The sequence below is a fragment of the Streptomyces beigongshangae genome (assembly GCF_019710745.1).
In the GTDB taxonomy this organism is placed as follows: domain Bacteria; phylum Actinomycetota; class Actinomycetes; order Streptomycetales; family Streptomycetaceae; genus Streptomyces; species Streptomyces beigongshangae.
This window is the reverse complement of sequence record NZ_JAHKJW010000021.1, coordinates 1-14,929: the sequence shown is the minus strand read 5'-3', so window position 1 is coordinate 14,929 and position 14,929 is coordinate 1. Positions and strand designations below refer to the sequence as shown.

Below are 14,929 nucleotides of genomic sequence, written 5' to 3'. Positions count from 1 at the left end.
CCACGGGTCCCCGGCTCCGGCACCACGGGGCCGGGGACCTGCCGCGCCGCCGGCCGGGGGGGGTGGTCGCCGGCCCGGGAGGGGGGTGGTTGCCAGAAAGGCACGACATGAGGGATTGTTGCCTCACGACAATGTTTCTTCGAGTCGATGAGGTGAGGGATTCGCCCAGCGGGTCCTCAATTTTTGGTCTCCACCCAAGCGCAAACCGGCGTCGGCGCGGAGCACGGCGCCTCCTGGGACGATGCCCCCTATCCCGTTCTGGTCGCTGACGCGCAGGACTCGGTCGTCCTGCGCAACGACGCCGCCACCGTGCTCCTGCCCGGAGCCCATCCGGGTACACGCTTCGCGGACGTGGTTCCGGGCTGGCTGGCGGAGGCACACGCCGCGGTGCGCGTTCCCGGTCCGCGCACCGGGCAGGAGCCGGACGCGGAGCCGCCGTGCCCGCCGCTGTCGGGCACGATCGGTGAGCGCAGTTTCGAGGCCCACCCCAGCGTACGGGCCGACGGCGCGGTGACCTGGTGGCTGATCGACGACACCGATCACGTGCTGGCACGGGAGGCCCTGGACATGGAGCGCAGGCGGACCGCGTTCCTGGCCGAGGCGTCCAGCATGCTGCTCTCCTCCCTCAACCTGGGGCGCTGCATGGACGTGACCGCGCAGCTGGCCGCGGAGCACCTCGCCGACGCGGCCCTGGTGATCGCCCCGACGCACGGGCGGCGGCTGCCGGTGGTGACCTGTCCGCGCGGGGGCGGCCCCAGCACGTCCCACGAGTCGGCGGACCCCGACGAGGTCCCGGGGCTCGGTGAGGCCCTGCGCGGGTTCCCGCCGGTGCCCTCCCGGTGGATCGACCCTTCGAGCGCGCCCGCCTGGATGGTCCCCGAGGACTTCGGCACGGTCGGCTCGATAGTGATCACCCCGCTGCCCGGCCACGGCGTCCCCGCCGGTGCCCTCGTCCTGCTGCGCCGTTCGGGCGGGGCCGCGTTCACCGACAGCGAGGAGGTCTTCGCCCGGCTGTTCGCCGCGCGCGCCGGGGCCGCGATGTCGGCCGCCCGGCTGTACGCGGAACAGACCTCGATCACCGACGTGCTGATGCGGGAACTGCTGCCCCCCTCGCTGCACCAGATCTCGGGGGTCGACTACGCCGGCGGCTACCGGCCGTCCGCGGACCACGAGCGGATCGGCGGCGACTTCTACGACGTGCACCCCGCCGCCGTCGAGGGCGATGCCTCACTGATCACCCTCGGGGACGTGTGCGGCAAGGGCCTGGAAGCGGCCGTGCTGACCGGCAAGATCCGCAACACCCTGCACGCCCTGCTGCCGCTGGCCGACGACCACCAGCGGATGATCAGCCTGCTCAACACCGCGCTGCTCAACTCCCACCACACCCGGTTCGTGACGCTGGTGCTGGCCTCCGCCGTGCGCGAGGGCAGCGGGGTGAGCCTGCGGCTGACCAGCGCCGGTCATCCGACCCCGCTGATCATCCGCGCGGACGGCACGGTGGAGGAGGCGCAGACCCGCGGCACCCTCGTGGGGGCCATGCCCCACGCCCCCGCCCGCACGACCGCCCTCACGCTCGCGCCCGGGGAGTCCTGCGTGCTGTACACCGACGGGATCACCGAGGCCGAAGGCGGGCCGCTGGGCGGTTCCCACTTCGGTGAGCAGCGGCTCAAGCGCGTCCTGTCGGAGTGCGCGGGCATGCCCTCCGAGAGCATCGTGGAACGCGTCCAGATGCTCGCCTCCCAGTGGATCGGCCGGGGACGCCACGACGACATGGCGGTCGTCGTGATCTCCGCGCCCCGCACCCACCACCTGAGCGCGGTGAACGGCCACACGCGGGGCAGGTTCACCGCATGAGCACCCGTACTCCGCACCGTCCTCCGTCAGCCGCCGCCGGAACCGTCCGGCGGCTTTCGGAGGAGCTGTGGAGCGCCGTCTCCACCGCCGACGAGCACACGGCCACCGAGGTGGTGCTCGGGGCGCTGGACAACGGTGTCGACCCGGAGACCGTGCTCCTCGACGTGATCGCCGCCGTGCAGGGCAGGGTGGGCGAGGAGTGGGCCGCCAACCGTCTCAGCGTGGCCCAGGAGCACGCGGCGACCGCCATCAACGAACGGGCCGTCGCCGCGCTCTCCCGGCATCCCGCCGCCCGCACCGCCCCCACCCGCGGCAGGATCACGGTGGCCTGCGTCGACGGCGAGTGGCACGCGCTGCCCGCCCGCCTCTTCGCCGAGGTGCTGAGCCTGCGCGGCTGGCACGTGGACTACCTCGGCGCGCAGGTGCCCACTCCGCACCTCATCGCCCATCTGCACCGCACCGACTCCGACGCGGTCGCCCTCTCCAGCTCGATCGCGACCCGGCTGCCCGCCGCGCACGCCGCGATCACGGCCTGCCAGGCCATCGGTGTCCCCGTGCTCGTCGGAGGTGCCGCCTTCGGCCCCGACGGCCGCTACGCCTTCCTGCTCGACGCCGACGCCTGGGCGCCCGACGCCCGCGCCGCCGCCGACCGTCTCGCCCGGGGCCCGCTGCCCCGCCCGCGCCCCGACCACCAGCAGCTGGACGACCTGCCGCACCTGGCCGATCAGGAGTACACCCTGATCACGCGCAACAGCGCCTCGCTCGTCCGGAGCGTCTTCACCGCCCTGCACGACGCGTTCCCCGCCCTGCGCACGTACAGCGAGGCGCAGCGCGAGCGCACGGCCGAGGACCTCGCCCACATCGTGGAGTTCCTCACCACCGCCCTGTACCTCGGTGACGAGGACCTCTTCGCGGGGTTCCTCACCTGGACCGCCCAGATCCTCACCGCCCGCGGGGTACCCGCGCACAGCCTGCCGCCGGCCCTGACCCTCCTGGCCCGTGAACTCAAGGACTTCCCGCGGGCCACCCGCGCCCTCGACCACGGCGCCGCCGCACTCGCCCCTGTGAACCGCACCGCCGCCGAGAGCCTCTCATGACCACGACACCCCCCGCCCACCTGCGCCTGAGCACGGACGACACCGAGGACGCCGATGACGCCGGGGACACGGTCCGTATCGAGCTGCAAGGAGACCTCGACCACGACACCGCCGACGGCCTCCTCGCGGCCGTCACCACCGTGCTCGGCGACCATCCGCGCCTGGACGACCTGCACCTGCACTGCGCCGGGCTCGGCACGGTCGACTCCCTGGGGCTGTCCGTCCTGCTGATGATCCGCCGGCGGACCGGTCATGCCGGTGTCCGCCTCCACCTGGACGACCGTCCGGCGGCCCTGGACCGGCTGCTGGCCCTCACGGGGACCCTGGACCACCTCACGACGTCGTCCGCCACCGCCGCCGGCCCGTTCGGCGCGGAAGACCCGCCCCGTACGGGCGGGAACGGGAAAGCGATGACGGTACGCCCCACCGGCCCGGACGGCACCACCTGACGCCTCCTGCCGACCACCACGAGGCGCAAGCCGGACCCACCGACGGGGAGCCCATGCCAGCACCAGCAGCACCAGTACAAGCACCGGCACCGGATTTCGCCTCGCGCAGGTTCTCCCAGGAGGCCGCACGGTCCGCCGGCGACCTCTGCGAGCTCCTCGACGTGATGTGGGAGAAGGCCCGGCAGTCCACCGCCGGTGCCGCCGCCCCCACCTCCCCCTCACAACTGCGCCTGATGTACCTCGTCGACCGGGAGGAGGGGGTCCGGATGCGAACCGTGTGCAGGGAACTCGGCACCGCGCCCCCTTCCGTCAGCCGTCTGTGCGACCGGCTGCAGGCCCTCGGCTTCGTGGAACGCCTGCCGTGCCCCGGCAGCGGGCGGGAGGTCACGCTCCGGCTGACCGGCGCGGGACGGGCCCATCTGCAGCGCATCCGCGAGCAGCGCGCGACGATGCTCCACCACGCCGTCGACGCCATGTCCCAGGCCGAGCGGCGCGCTCTGGCCGTCGGGCTCGCGGGCCTCCACGCCCGGCTCACCGCGAACGGCGGCGAGCACGGCGCACCGGGCCGCACCGCGGCGGCCTAGGCCCTCGTCGGCGCGTCGGCGGCGGCCCGCACCCCCGTCGTCACGGGGCCCCGGGGCCGGGCGCCTCGTCGTCGGATCCGTCGTCGGAACGGTCCGCCAGGGCGATGCGGGCGGTGATGCGCTTGCCGACGGGTTCCTGCTCGACGGAGAGGGCCTCGGTCACCGCCTTGACGATCTCCAGACCGTGCTGGCCGATCCTGCCCGGGTCGGGGGTCCGGGCGGCCGGGACGGTGGGATCGCTGTCCCACACCGTGACGTCCACGCTCCCGGCGGTGACGCGCAGCTCCATCAGGACGGGACCGGGGGCGTATTTGCGGGCGTTGGTGACCAGCTCACTGACCACCAGCTGGGTGACCTCCACCGCACGCGCCGACACGGGCAGCCGGTGGTCGGTACGGGCCCGGTCGAGGAAGGCGACCGCGTGGTGGCGGGCCTCGGCGATGCAACCGTGATCCCCGCCCAGGGCGTACCCCGCGCGCATCACGTACCCGTCCGAGGCTATACCGCCGTCGGCATCGGCATGGGATCCCACTGGCCTCGCCCTCATTCCCCGTTCACGTGCGCGCCTCTACCCGCCCTGCGCGCCCCCATGCCACAGGGGGTTGTTCTCCGGCACGACCGCCCGGTCGCATCCGGCCACGGCGGTGGGGCAGAATCGTCCTGCACGTTCCGACCCGGGGTAAGCCTAATCAGTCGAGGAGACGGTGACCGACATCCAGAAGGCGGGCCGGCCCGGCCGGCTCTCCATCGAGCACTCCGACACCGACGGCATTCGTGTCGTGACGGTGCGGGGCGAGATCGACCACGCCGTCAGCGGCCTGCTCGGCGAGGCCCTGCTGGCCGTGGACCACGAGCCGCCGCGGATCGTGGTGGACCTCGGCGGTGTGACGTTCATGGACTCCAGCGGCATCAACGCGTTCATCGCCGCTCACCGGGCGGCGAGCGGCGCGCAGGGATGGCTGCGCATAGCCGCCGCCCAGGAGGCCGTCCTGCGCGTCCTGCGGTTGGTCGGCGTCGACGCGCTCATCCCCTGCCGTTCCACCGTCGCGGAGGCCATGGGCGACTGACCGCCCGCGGCCACTGCCACTGCCGCCGCCACTGCCGCCGCCACTGCTGCTGCCTCCGCCTCCGCCTCCGCCTCCGCCTCCGCCTCCGCCTCCGCCTCCGCCTCGAGAATACGCCCGTTCGGTGGGCGGACATGTCACGTCCGCGGTGGCACTCTGGGGTGGTCCGGCCGCCGCCGCACGGGTGCGGCGGCGGCCGGGGCGCGAGCCGTCGGGGGCTCCCCTCGGTCGTTCCTCGCGTGAGGTGCCCCTCCAGCGGTGCGTGACGGCGGGAGTCGCCCCGCCGGCGCGCCCCGGGGCGGAGGCTGGAGCCGCGTTGTCGGCGGTGCGGCTCCAGCCGGCCTCCGCGGTCGGTCACGGCTCGCGGTCCGGTCGCGGCTCGGGGGCCCGGAGCCGGCGGTGCGGGCGGAGGCCCGGCTCCACCCGGTCCGGGCGTGGCGGCGGGAGCAGTCGCACGGGGCCGCGGAGGCGAACCGGCCGCGTCTTCTCCCGCGGGAGTCCCGTACGCACGGCGGTCCCGGAACCCCCGCGGGGATTCCGGGACCGCCGAACAGCCGGACACACCCGGAGGGTCAGGCCGGGGAGCAGGCCCGGAGGGTCAGGCCGGGGAGTCAGGCCTGGACCGCGGCCTCCTCGGGCGCGTCGTGCCGGTCGCCCGTGACGCGGTCGGCCGCGGCGGTGCGGGCGGCCGGAATGGCGGCCGCGACGACGGCGGCCACCAGGGCGACCGCGCCGCCGATGATCAGGGCGGTACGGAAACCGTCCTCCGAGGTGATGCTGTAGCCGCCCGTCGTGACGGACATCTGTGAGAGGACCACGCCGACGACGGCGGCGCCCACCGAGGTGCCGAGGGAGCGCATGAGGGTGTTGAAGCCGTTGGCGGCGGCGGTCTCGGACAGCGGGACCGAGCTCATGATCAGGGCGGGCATCGCCCCGTAGGCGAGGCCGACGCCGCTGCTGGTGACCATGAGTACCAGCATCAGGCCCCAGGCGGAGCCCATCAGCACGAGCGCCAGGCCGTAACCGGCGGCGATCACGAGGATTCCGGAGATCAGGGTGAACTTCGGACCGCGCGCGTCGGTGAGCTTTCCGCCGAGCGGGGAGACGAGCATCATCATGATGCCGCCGGGGGCCATCCACAGGCCCGCCGCGAGCATCGACTGCCCCAGGCCGTAGCCGGTCTCCTCGGGGAACTGGAGCAGCTGGGGAACGATCAGCATCCCGGCGTACATGCCGAAGCCGACGAAGAGCGAGGCGGCGTTGGTCAGCAGCACACGGGGGCGGGCCGTGGTGCGCAGGTCGACCAGCGGGTCGCGGGTGCGCGTCTCCCAGAAGCCCCAGGCCAGCAGCGTCACGACGGCGGCGGCGAACAGCCCGAGGGTGGTCGCCGAACCCCAGCCCCACTCGGCGCCCTTGGAGACCGCGAGGAGCAGGCAGACCAGGCCGACGCCGAGTCCGACCGCGCCGGGCGCGTCGAAGCGCTGGCCCTTCGCCGCGGCGGGGACGTCCGGGACGAGGAACCAGATCAGGACGGCGATCACCGTGGCCAGGACGGCGGAGCCCCAGAACAGCACGCGCCAGTTCGCGTACTGGGCGACCGCCGCGGCGATCGGCAGGCCGAGCCCGCCGCCGATGCCCATGGACGCGCTGACGAGCGCGATGGACGAGCTGAGCTTCTCGGCCGGTATGACGTCGCGCAGGAGGGCGATGCCGAGCGGCACCATGCCCATGCCCACACCCTGCAGCCCGCGGCCGACGATCATCGGGACGACGGAGGACGAGAGCGCGCACACCACCGATCCCACGACGAGCGGGACGGAGCAGGCGAGGAGCATCCGCCGCTTGCCCAGCAGGTCGCCCAGGCGTCCGGTGACGGGTACGCAGACGGCCGCCACCAGCAGGGTGACCGTGATCACCCATGCCGTGTTCGAGGCCGTGCTGTCCAGGATCCTCGGCAGGTCCGCGATGAGCGGCGTCACCAGGGTCTGCATGATCGCCGCCGTGGTGCCGGCGAAGGCCAGCGTGGCGACCACCCCGTTGGCGTGGGGGGAGGTCGGTGGGGTTCCCATCAGGGGACTCCTCGCATCTCTCTCGGGCTAGCTCGGGCCAGTGGGAATGCAGTGTACATATCTTATGCATCATGCATGCCGTATGCCTTATGCACAGCGTGTGCGAGGATGAGGGCGGGGCCGTCGCAGAACGTGCCGCGCCGGCCCCGTCGGAGCGTGGGAGGCGACGCACATGACCAGGCCGGCGTACGAGGTCGAGTACGAGCAGATGCTGCTCGGCAGGCATGCGCTCGCGGCGCGCGGCGGGCGCGCCAAGGAGAGCGTGCTGGAACGCAGTTCCTACACCCTGCTCAGCCGCATCCGTGTCCAGGGACCCATGTCGATCGGTGAATTGAGCGACGCCTTCGGGCTCGACGCCTCCACGCTCAACCGGCAGACCGCTTCGGCGGTGCGCGCCGGGCTCGCGGAGCGCATCCCGGACCCCGACGGCGGACTGGCCCGCAAGTTCCGCATCACGGACGAGGGGGCGCGGATCCTCGACCAGGAGCGCGAGCGGATCGTCGGTTCGCTGGACCGGATCATGGCCGACTGGTCCGACGAGGACATCGCCGGGTTCGCCCGTTACCTGCGACGCTTCAACACCGACATCGAGCGTCTCGGCGGGCGGCCCTGGCCGCGTCCGTGACGGCGGCCGGCGGGCACGGACGCGGAGGCGGGCGCAGGCCCGGAGGCGGGCCGGGCGGTTCCTCCGTCAGGCTTCCGCCGGCGGCAGGACAGTAAGGGCTGCGACGGATTCGCGGGGCCCGCCGGAGGGTACGCATGAGCCCTGTGCGGGACACGGGAGGAAGCCGGGTGCGGGACCGTGCGGCCCGGCACGCCCGCCGGAGACCGAGACCCCCGGCCCCGTACGCGCCCCGGGGGCCGAAAGCCCCTGCCCCGGAGGCGCCGACCGATGTCCCCGACGGCTCGTCCGCCCCTTCGCGCACCTCCCCCACCGGCTGACGGGCCCGCCGTCCGGGGCCGGCGCCACCCACCCGTGCGAACGAGCCGGATCGCCCGGAAGTCCTCCCACCCGAACCCCGCCGAATAGCGCGCGAGGACTCGAACAACTCTTCCCGCCTCCCTGCGGTCCGCGCCCCTGCCGGACCCCTGCCGCGCTAGGAGAACCGGGATGTCCGACGACCCCTCGGATGCGTATGCCCCCCCGTCCGCACCGCGCCGGGCACCCCACCGCCCGGCCTTCCTGGGCCGTCTCCGGGGAGCACTTACCCGAGCACGCCGCGCTCCCGTCCGCACCCGGCCACCACAAGGACCCGCATCGCAGCCTCCAGCCGCTGGCGACGCTGTCCTTCTGCCTGGGCGCCTCGGCCATCGCCCCCGCGCTGATCTACAGCCTCTTCTGGCGCCGTTACACCCGGACCGGCCTGCTGAGCACCCTCATCGGCGGTTCGCTCACGGTCCTCGTCCTGATGCCGGGTACGAGACTGGTCTCCGGGACGCCCACGGCGGCCTTCCCCCAGGCGGACTTCAACTGGTTCCCGTTCAGCACGACCGGCCTGGTGTCCGTCCCGCTGGGTTTCGCGTTCGGCTGGCTAGGCACCCTCCTGTCGGGCCGCCGCGAGGCACGGCAGTGCCAGAAGGACCACGAGCGGATCGGGGCCGAGATCCTCGCGGGTCCGGAACCCAGGGTGAGATGAGCGGCGCCGCACGGCCGACACCGGTTACTCGCAGCTACTTTCGTGATGTTAGGTTTGGCTTGCCTTACTGAACGGAATTCCCCGTTCCGTAGTTCTCGCCGTTCCGTAACTCTGCGCTGCCCGCGAACGGGCGGACAAGGACCATCTCCAGTGCGCTTCGAACCGTCGCCGTCCCTCCGCGGCACGCGCCCCCCGGCACGCGTCGCGTGACCGCCCCCCTCTCCCCTCCGCGGTCCACCGAAGCACCGGCCGGCCCTTCGCGCGAGCGCCGCCGCGGCAGCAGCCCCGCACTCGGTGCGGGGCTGCTGGCGGCGGCCCTGGTGCTGGCGGCGGCGAGCGTGCTCAGCCTCGCGGTCGGTTCGGGCGACGTGGCCCCGCACGACGTGGTGGCGGGACTGTTCGGTCCCGACCGCTCCGTCCACGGCCAGATGATCGTCCAGGAGGTGCGCCTCCCCCGCACGCTCGCCGGGCTGCTGGCCGGAGCGGCCCTCGGCGTCGCGGGCGCCCTGATGCAAGGCGTCGCACGCAACCCCCTGGCCGATCCGGGCCTGCTGGGCGTCAACGCGGGCGCCTCCGTCACCGTCGTCTTCGCCATCAGCGTCCTGTCGCTGACCGAGCCGGCGCAGTACATCTGGTTCGGCTTCCTCGGGGCCTGTGCGGCCGCCGTACTCGTCCACGGCATCGGCAGTCTGGGCCGCGAGGGCGCGACGCCCGTGAAACTGGCCCTCGCCGGAGCGGCCACCACCGCCGTACTCACCTCGCTGACCAGCGCCATGCTGCTCACCGACAGCCAAACGTTCGACCAGTTCCGGTTCTGGCAGGTGGGCGCGCTCAACGGCCGTGACACCGATGTCCTGTGGCAGGCCCTCCCCTTCGTCGCCGCCGGCGGCGTCCTGGCCCTGCTGCTGGGCCCCTCCCTCAATGCCCTGGCCCTCGGCGACGACATCGCCCGCGGCCTGGGACAGCGGATCGTCGCGGTGCGGCTGGCGGGCGCCGCGAGCGTGGTGCTGCTCTGCGGCGCGGCGACGGCGATCGCGGGACCGATCGGGTTCCTGGGCCTGGCCGTTCCGCACGCGGCACGCCTGATCACCGGTCCTGACTACAAGTGGGTCCTGCCCTACAGCGCCCTGCTGGCGCCGGCCCTGCTGCTCTTCGCCGACGTGGTGGGGCGGCTCGTCGCGCGGCCCGGCGAGGTGCAGGTGGGCGTGATCACCGCCGCGCTGGGCGCCGTCCCCTTCGTCCTGCTCGTCCGCCGCCGGAACGTGGTGGAACTGTGAACCGTACGAACCCGTCCGCGGCCGGGGCGACCCCCGCATCCACCGGCACCGGCACCGGCACTGGCACTGGCACTGGCACGAGTAACCTCACCGACACGAGTGACCCGGCCGGAGTGAAGGGCATGACAGGCGCGGCGGAACACCTCTCCCCCGCCTCCCTGCACACCGCCGTGGCCCGTCTCGTCCGGGTCAGACGCCGTGGACTGGCGCGCCGCGCCGCCGTGGGCGGCATCCTGCTGGCCGTCGTCCTGGTGGCGTTCGCCGTGTCCCTGTCCACCGGTGACTTCGTCGTCCCGCTCGTCGACGTCCTCGCGACACTGACCGGGGGCGGCGACGCCGGAACCCGGTTCGTCGTCCTCGACCTGCGTCTGCCGCGCGCCCTGCTGGCACTCCTCGTCGGCGCCTGCTTCGGCCTGTCGGGAGCGGTGTTCCAGGCCCTGCTGCGCAACCCGCTGGCCAGTCCCGACGTCATCGGGGTCAGCTCGGGGGCCGCCGCGGCCGCCGTCCTGGCCACCCTGGTCCTCGGCTGGAGCGGGCTCGCCCTGTCGGCGCTCGCCCTGCTGGGCGCGCTGCTGACCGGAGCCGCCGTGTACCTGCTGGCCTGGCGCAAGGGCGTCTCGGGCTACCGCCTGGTCCTCGTCGGCATCGGCATCGGCACGGGCCTGTCGAGCCTTGTCTCGTACGTCATGACGCGCTCGGAGGTCACCGAGGCGCAAGGGCTCTTCCTCTGGCTGACCGGCAGCCTCAACGGCCGGTCCTGGACGCACTTCTGGCCCCTGCTCGGCGGCGCGGCCCTGCTGCTGCCCCTGACCCTGGTGGCCGCACGGGCCCTGCCCGCCCTGCAACTGGGCGACGAGGCGGCCGGCGGTCTGGGCGCGCGCGTCGAGCCCGGCCGGCTGGCCATGCTGGCCTGCGCGACCGCTCTCGCGGGACTGGCTACGGCCGCCGCCGGACCCGTCGGATTCGTCGCCTTCGTGTCCCCTCCCATCGCCCGGCGACTGCTCCCCGGACACGGCGCGGTCCTGGTGCCCGCGGCCCTGACCGGGGCCGCCCTGGTCCTGTCGGCCGACTACGCGGCCCAGCACCTCCTGCCCGGTACGCAGTTGCCGGTCGGGATCGTGACCAGCCTCGTCGGTGCGCCGTACCTGCTGTGGCTGCTCGCGCGCGCCAACCGCGTGGGCACGGGCGGCTGACCGTGACGCGACCCCCGTACGAAGGTTCCGGCGAGGCCCGTGAACCGCTCGGCACCCCCAAGGAGACGACGGTGACCTCCCAGCACACCCTCCAGGCCCGGGACCTCGCGCTCGGCTACGGAGAGCGCGAGATCATCTCCGGGCTCGACGTCGACCTGCCGCCCGGCCGCATCACCTGCGTCGTCGGCCCCAACGCCTGCGGCAAGTCCACGCTGCTGCGCTCGATGGCCCGGCTGCTCGTGCCGTCGGCGGGAGCCGTCCTCCTGGACGGGCGCAGCATCCAGGAGCTGCCCACCCGTCAGGTCGCCGCCGTCCTGGGCGTACTGCCGCAGTCCCCGGTGGCGCCGGAGGCCATCACGGTCGCCGATCTGGTCGGCCGCGGCCGGTACCCGCACCAGGGCTGGTTCCGGCGCTGGACGGCCACCGACACCGAGGCGGTCGCCGCGGCCATGCTCGCCACCGACGTCCTCGAACTCGCCGACCGGCCCCTGGACGAACTCTCCGGCGGCCAGCGCCAGCGCGTGTGGATCGCCATGGCCCTGGCCCAGGAGACCGACGTCCTGCTGCTCGACGAGCCCACCACCTATCTCGACATCAGCCACCAGCTGGACGTCCTCGACCTGCTGACCGACCTCAACCGGCAGCGCGGTGTCACCCTCGCCGTCGTCCTGCACGACCTCAACCTCGCGTGCCGGTACGCCGACCACCTCATCGCGATGAAGGACGGCCGCATCGTCGCCGAGGGCGCCCCGTCCGCGATCGTCACCGAGGCGCTGGTGCATGAGGTGTTCGGGCTGCGCAGTGCGGTCGTCCCGGACCCGGCGTCGGCCACCCCCCTGATCGTCCCGATGGGACGGCACCACATCACGGCGCCCCCACCCGACACCGCCCCGACCGCCGCGTCCTCCTGAACCCTCTGCCTCCCCGGACCTTCTGTCTCCCCGACCCCCGACCCCCCGTCTCCCCGAACCCCCTGTCCCCGGCCCTGTCGAGCACTCCAGTGAACCTCCCGGAAAGAGCACCCGCCATGTCCCCTCGCCCCACCGCCCCCGTCTCCGTCTCCGGCTCACGACGCCGGCGGGTCCGTCCGCGCCTGCTGACCGGCGTCCTCGCGCTCACCCTGACGGGGACGCTGGCGGCGTGCGGCTCGTCCGACGGCTCCGGCGGCCAGGAGGGCACCGCGCAGAAGTCCGGCGGCGCGTTCCCCGCGAAGGTCGCCACCAAGTTCGGCACGGTCACCGTGGACGAGGCGCCCAAGCGCGTGGTGGCGCTCGGCTGGGGCGACGCCGAGGCCGCGCTCTCGCTCGGGGTGCAGCCGGTCGGGGCCAGCGACTGGCTCGCCTTCGGCGGTGACGGCGTCGGCCCCTGGGCCGAGGACCTCTACGACGAGAGCCCGCAGAAGATCGGTACGCTGGAGCCCGAGTACGAGAAGATCGCGGCCCTGAAGCCCGACCTGATCCTGGACACCAAGTCCAGCGGGGACCGGACGCGGTACGAAACGCTGAGCAAGATCGCGCCGACGGTCGGCGTGCCGACGGGCGGCGACCAGTACAAGATCTCCTGGGAGAAGCAGACCACCATGGTCGCCCAGGCCCTGGGCCGCCCCGACGACGGCAGGAAGCTGATCGCCGAGACCGGGCGGAAGTTCGCGGACGCCGCCGAGGCGAACCCCGGGTTCGAGGACAGGACCATCACGCTCGGTTCGCGCACCGCCTCCGCCTGGGGTGCGTACGTGCGCGGCACGGGCCGGGTCGACTTCGTCGAGCGGCTCGGCTTCCGCAACAACCCCGCGATCGAGGCCAAGGCCGGCTCCGCCTTCTCCGTGCCCGTCTCGGAGGAGAACCTGAACCTGCTCGACGCCGACCTGACCGTCATGTCCCCCATCGGGATCACCGCCGCGAAGATCAGCTCCGATCCCCTCTTCAAGGCCGTGCCGTCCGTGAAGAAGGGGCACTCCGTCGTCTTCGACGACCGGAACATCAGCCAGGCATTCGCGACGGACTCCGTCCTGTCGGTCGACTACGCGCTGGAGCACGTGGTGCCGCTGTTCGCGTCGGCCCTGAAGTAGGCCCGGGTCCCGGCACGGGCCCGGCACTTCCGGCCGAGCCCGTGCCTGCCGTTCCCTCAGGTTCCTCAGATCCATCAGGTTCCTCAGATCCATCAGGTTCATCAGGTTCATCAGGTTCATCCGGCATGTTCGACCATGCGGGACAGCTCCACCCGGGAGCGCACGCCCAGCTCGGCGAAGATCCTGCGCAGGTGGTAGTCGACCGTGCGGGTGCTGACGGCCAGACGCAGGGCCACCTCCTTGTTCGTGGCGCCCTCGGCCACGGACCGGGCTATGCGCAGTTGCTGTGGGGTGAGGGCGTCCAGCGCGCCGGCCCTCGCCCCGGCCGGGGCCGCCCCGTTCGCCCGCAGTTCGGCGCGCGCCTGCTCCGCCCAGACGCGGGCGCCGCAGCGTTCGAAGCCGACCAGCGCGTCCCGCAGGCAGCCACGGGCCTCCCCGAGTCTGCGCCGTCTGCGCAGCCACTTGCCGTACAGCAGCCGGGTACGTGCCTGTTCGAATTCGCCGCCCGCCTGTGCGTGCAGGGCGAGGGCTTCCTCGTACAGGGCGTCGGCCCGGTCCGCGTCGGCCACCAGCGCGCGGCACCTGGCGAGTTGCGCGGGTGCCTGTGCGTCGGCGCCGAAGTGCGCCCACAGGGCGAACTCCTCGACGACGGCGCGTGCGTCGTCCCGCTGCCCGGCGAGCACCGCGGCCTCCACGTAGCAGGGCATCGCCAGCATGCGTACCGCGAAGTGGCCGCCGTCCGGGCCCGGGCGCACCAGCGGGCCGAGCCGGGCGGCCGCCTCGTGAGGGCGCCCGCGGCCCAGTTCGGCGCGGCCGCACGCCCACGCGGCGAGCGTGGCGGCCTGCAGCAGTCCGTGGCGCCGCGCGGTGGCCAGCGCGGCGTCGGCGTGGTGCGCGACCCGGGCCGGTTCGTCCGCGATCGACGCCACCAGCGCCAGCACGGCGTGGTGGTGGGCCGCCATGTTGCTCTGCCCGTACAGGTGCGCGGTGCGCAGCCCCTCCTCGGCATGCGTCCGGGCCCGGTCGTGGTGCCCCTCCCGCAACTCCGCGTAGGACAGCAGTTCCAGGGCCCGTGGCACGGCCGCCTCCGGTCCCCGGGACCGGGCCGCCGCAAGCGTCCGCGCGCCGATCCGGCAGGCGGCGGGCACGTCCCCGAGGAGAAGGGCCGCGGCCCCCGACCACAGCAGCCGCTCCGGCTCGTCCTCCTCCCAGGCGTGCTCGACCACGCGGCGCAGCCACGGGATCGCCCGGCCGAGGTCCCGCTCCAGCATCGCCCGCATGCCGTGCAGGTAGGCGCGCGGCAGTCCGGGATCCGCGGCGGGGGCCTCGGGGAGGGCGCCGGCGGCGGGCCGGGCCGCGGTGACGAGGAGGGCTGCCCGCTCCGCGACCGCGTCGAAGGCGGCGGCCGTACGGTCCGCCGCGTTCAGCGCCCGCAGACAGGCGGCGTCGTCCCCCGTGGCCCAGGCCGCCTCCGCGGCGGCGAGGCCGGCGTGCAGCGCGCGGGCCGGCTCCTCGGCGGCGAGCAGGGACCGGGCGAGCAGCAGGGCCTCAGCGGCGTCGGCGGCGGGTCCGTCGCGCAGCGTCAGGACGCCCCGCACCCATGCGGAGCGGCCCCGCACGGCGGCGGGAAGAGCAGC

Annotated in this window: 13 protein-coding genes and 1 pseudogene; 11 read left to right on the top strand and 3 right to left on the bottom strand. The window is 73.8% G+C overall.

The features are described from left to right. Nucleotides 1-183: 183 nt before the first annotated feature. From KM933_RS18195 to KM933_RS18180, 4 genes are read left to right on the top strand one after another with little or no spacing between them, the layout of a single operon-like run. On the top strand, nt 184-1,854 hold the full coding sequence (locus KM933_RS18195; protein WP_221353428.1) for a PP2C family protein-serine/threonine phosphatase: 1,671 nt from the start codon (nt 184-186) through the stop codon (nt 1,852-1,854). Next, nucleotides 1,851-2,951 (top strand): cobalamin B12-binding domain-containing protein, encoded by a 1,101-nt coding sequence (locus KM933_RS18190; RefSeq protein ID WP_221353426.1) that lies wholly within the window; start codon nt 1,851-1,853, stop codon nt 2,949-2,951. Before KM933_RS18195 ends, KM933_RS18190 begins: the two co-directional genes overlap by 4 nt. Next, entirely contained in the window at nt 2,948-3,400 is a 453-nt protein-coding gene (locus tag KM933_RS18185) for an STAS domain-containing protein (protein WP_221353424.1), read from the top strand. Before KM933_RS18190 ends, KM933_RS18185 begins: the two co-directional genes overlap by 4 nt. Nucleotides 3,401-3,453: 53 nt before the next feature. Then, complete coding sequence (locus KM933_RS18180) at nt 3,454-3,984, top strand: MarR family winged helix-turn-helix transcriptional regulator (protein WP_221353422.1); 531 nt, start codon at nt 3,454-3,456, stop codon at nt 3,982-3,984. Between the two features lie 40 nt (nt 3,985-4,024). Here the strand turns inward: KM933_RS18180 and KM933_RS18175 are convergent, their stop codons facing one another. Then, nucleotides 4,025-4,516 carry an ATP-binding protein gene (locus KM933_RS18175; protein ID WP_308013443.1) on the bottom strand — a complete coding sequence of 164 codons (492 nt, stop codon included), beginning with the start codon at nt 4,514-4,516 and terminating at the stop codon, nt 4,025-4,027. Between the two features lie 172 nt (nt 4,517-4,688). Here KM933_RS18175 and KM933_RS18170 point away from each other — a divergent pair, with 172 nt between their 5' ends. Continuing rightward, nucleotides 4,689-5,051 (top strand): STAS domain-containing protein, encoded by a 363-nt coding sequence (locus KM933_RS18170; protein WP_221353420.1) that lies wholly within the window; start codon nt 4,689-4,691, stop codon nt 5,049-5,051. A 608-nt stretch (nt 5,052-5,659) separates the two neighbouring features. Here KM933_RS18170 and KM933_RS18165 read toward each other — a convergent pair. Beyond that, nucleotides 5,660-7,117: an MFS transporter gene (locus KM933_RS18165; RefSeq protein ID WP_221353418.1), complete on the bottom strand. Its 1,458-nt coding sequence runs from the start codon at nt 7,115-7,117 to the stop codon at nt 5,660-5,662. Nucleotides 7,118-7,289: 172 nt separating this feature from the next. Between KM933_RS18165 and KM933_RS18160 the strand changes: the two genes are divergently transcribed. The 6 genes and pseudogenes from KM933_RS18160 (at nt 7,290) to KM933_RS18135 (ending at nt 13,292) form a co-directional block, all read left to right on the top strand. Beyond that, nucleotides 7,290-7,742: a MarR family winged helix-turn-helix transcriptional regulator gene (locus KM933_RS18160; RefSeq protein ID WP_221353416.1), complete on the top strand. Its 453-nt coding sequence runs from the start codon at nt 7,290-7,292 to the stop codon at nt 7,740-7,742. Between the two features lie 631 nt (nt 7,743-8,373). Then, nucleotides 8,374-8,754: pseudogene (locus KM933_RS18155) on the top strand (cation acetate symporter); the annotation flags it as partial. Between the two features lie 206 nt (nt 8,755-8,960). Continuing rightward, entirely contained in the window at nt 8,961-10,031 is a 1,071-nt protein-coding gene (locus KM933_RS18150) for a FecCD family ABC transporter permease (protein WP_221353414.1), read from the top strand. A 122-nt stretch (nt 10,032-10,153) separates the two neighbouring features. Beyond that, nucleotides 10,154-11,224, top strand: coding sequence for a FecCD family ABC transporter permease (locus tag KM933_RS18145; RefSeq protein ID WP_221353412.1), 1,071 nt, complete (start codon nt 10,154-10,156; stop codon nt 11,222-11,224). 71 nt (nt 11,225-11,295) lie between these two features. After that, the gene (locus KM933_RS18140) at nt 11,296-12,135 is read left to right on the top strand and encodes an ABC transporter ATP-binding protein (RefSeq protein ID WP_221353587.1); all 840 of its coding nucleotides are present in this window, start codon (nt 11,296-11,298) and stop codon (nt 12,133-12,135) included. A gap of 116 nt (nt 12,136-12,251) precedes the next feature. Then, nucleotides 12,252-13,292, top strand: coding sequence for an iron-siderophore ABC transporter substrate-binding protein (locus tag KM933_RS18135; protein WP_221353410.1), 1,041 nt, complete (start codon nt 12,252-12,254; stop codon nt 13,290-13,292). Between the two features lie 116 nt (nt 13,293-13,408). Here KM933_RS18135 and KM933_RS18130 read toward each other — a convergent pair. After that, on the bottom strand, nt 13,409-14,929 hold a 1,521-nt coding region (locus KM933_RS18130), incomplete at its 5' end, for a helix-turn-helix domain-containing protein (protein WP_260333746.1).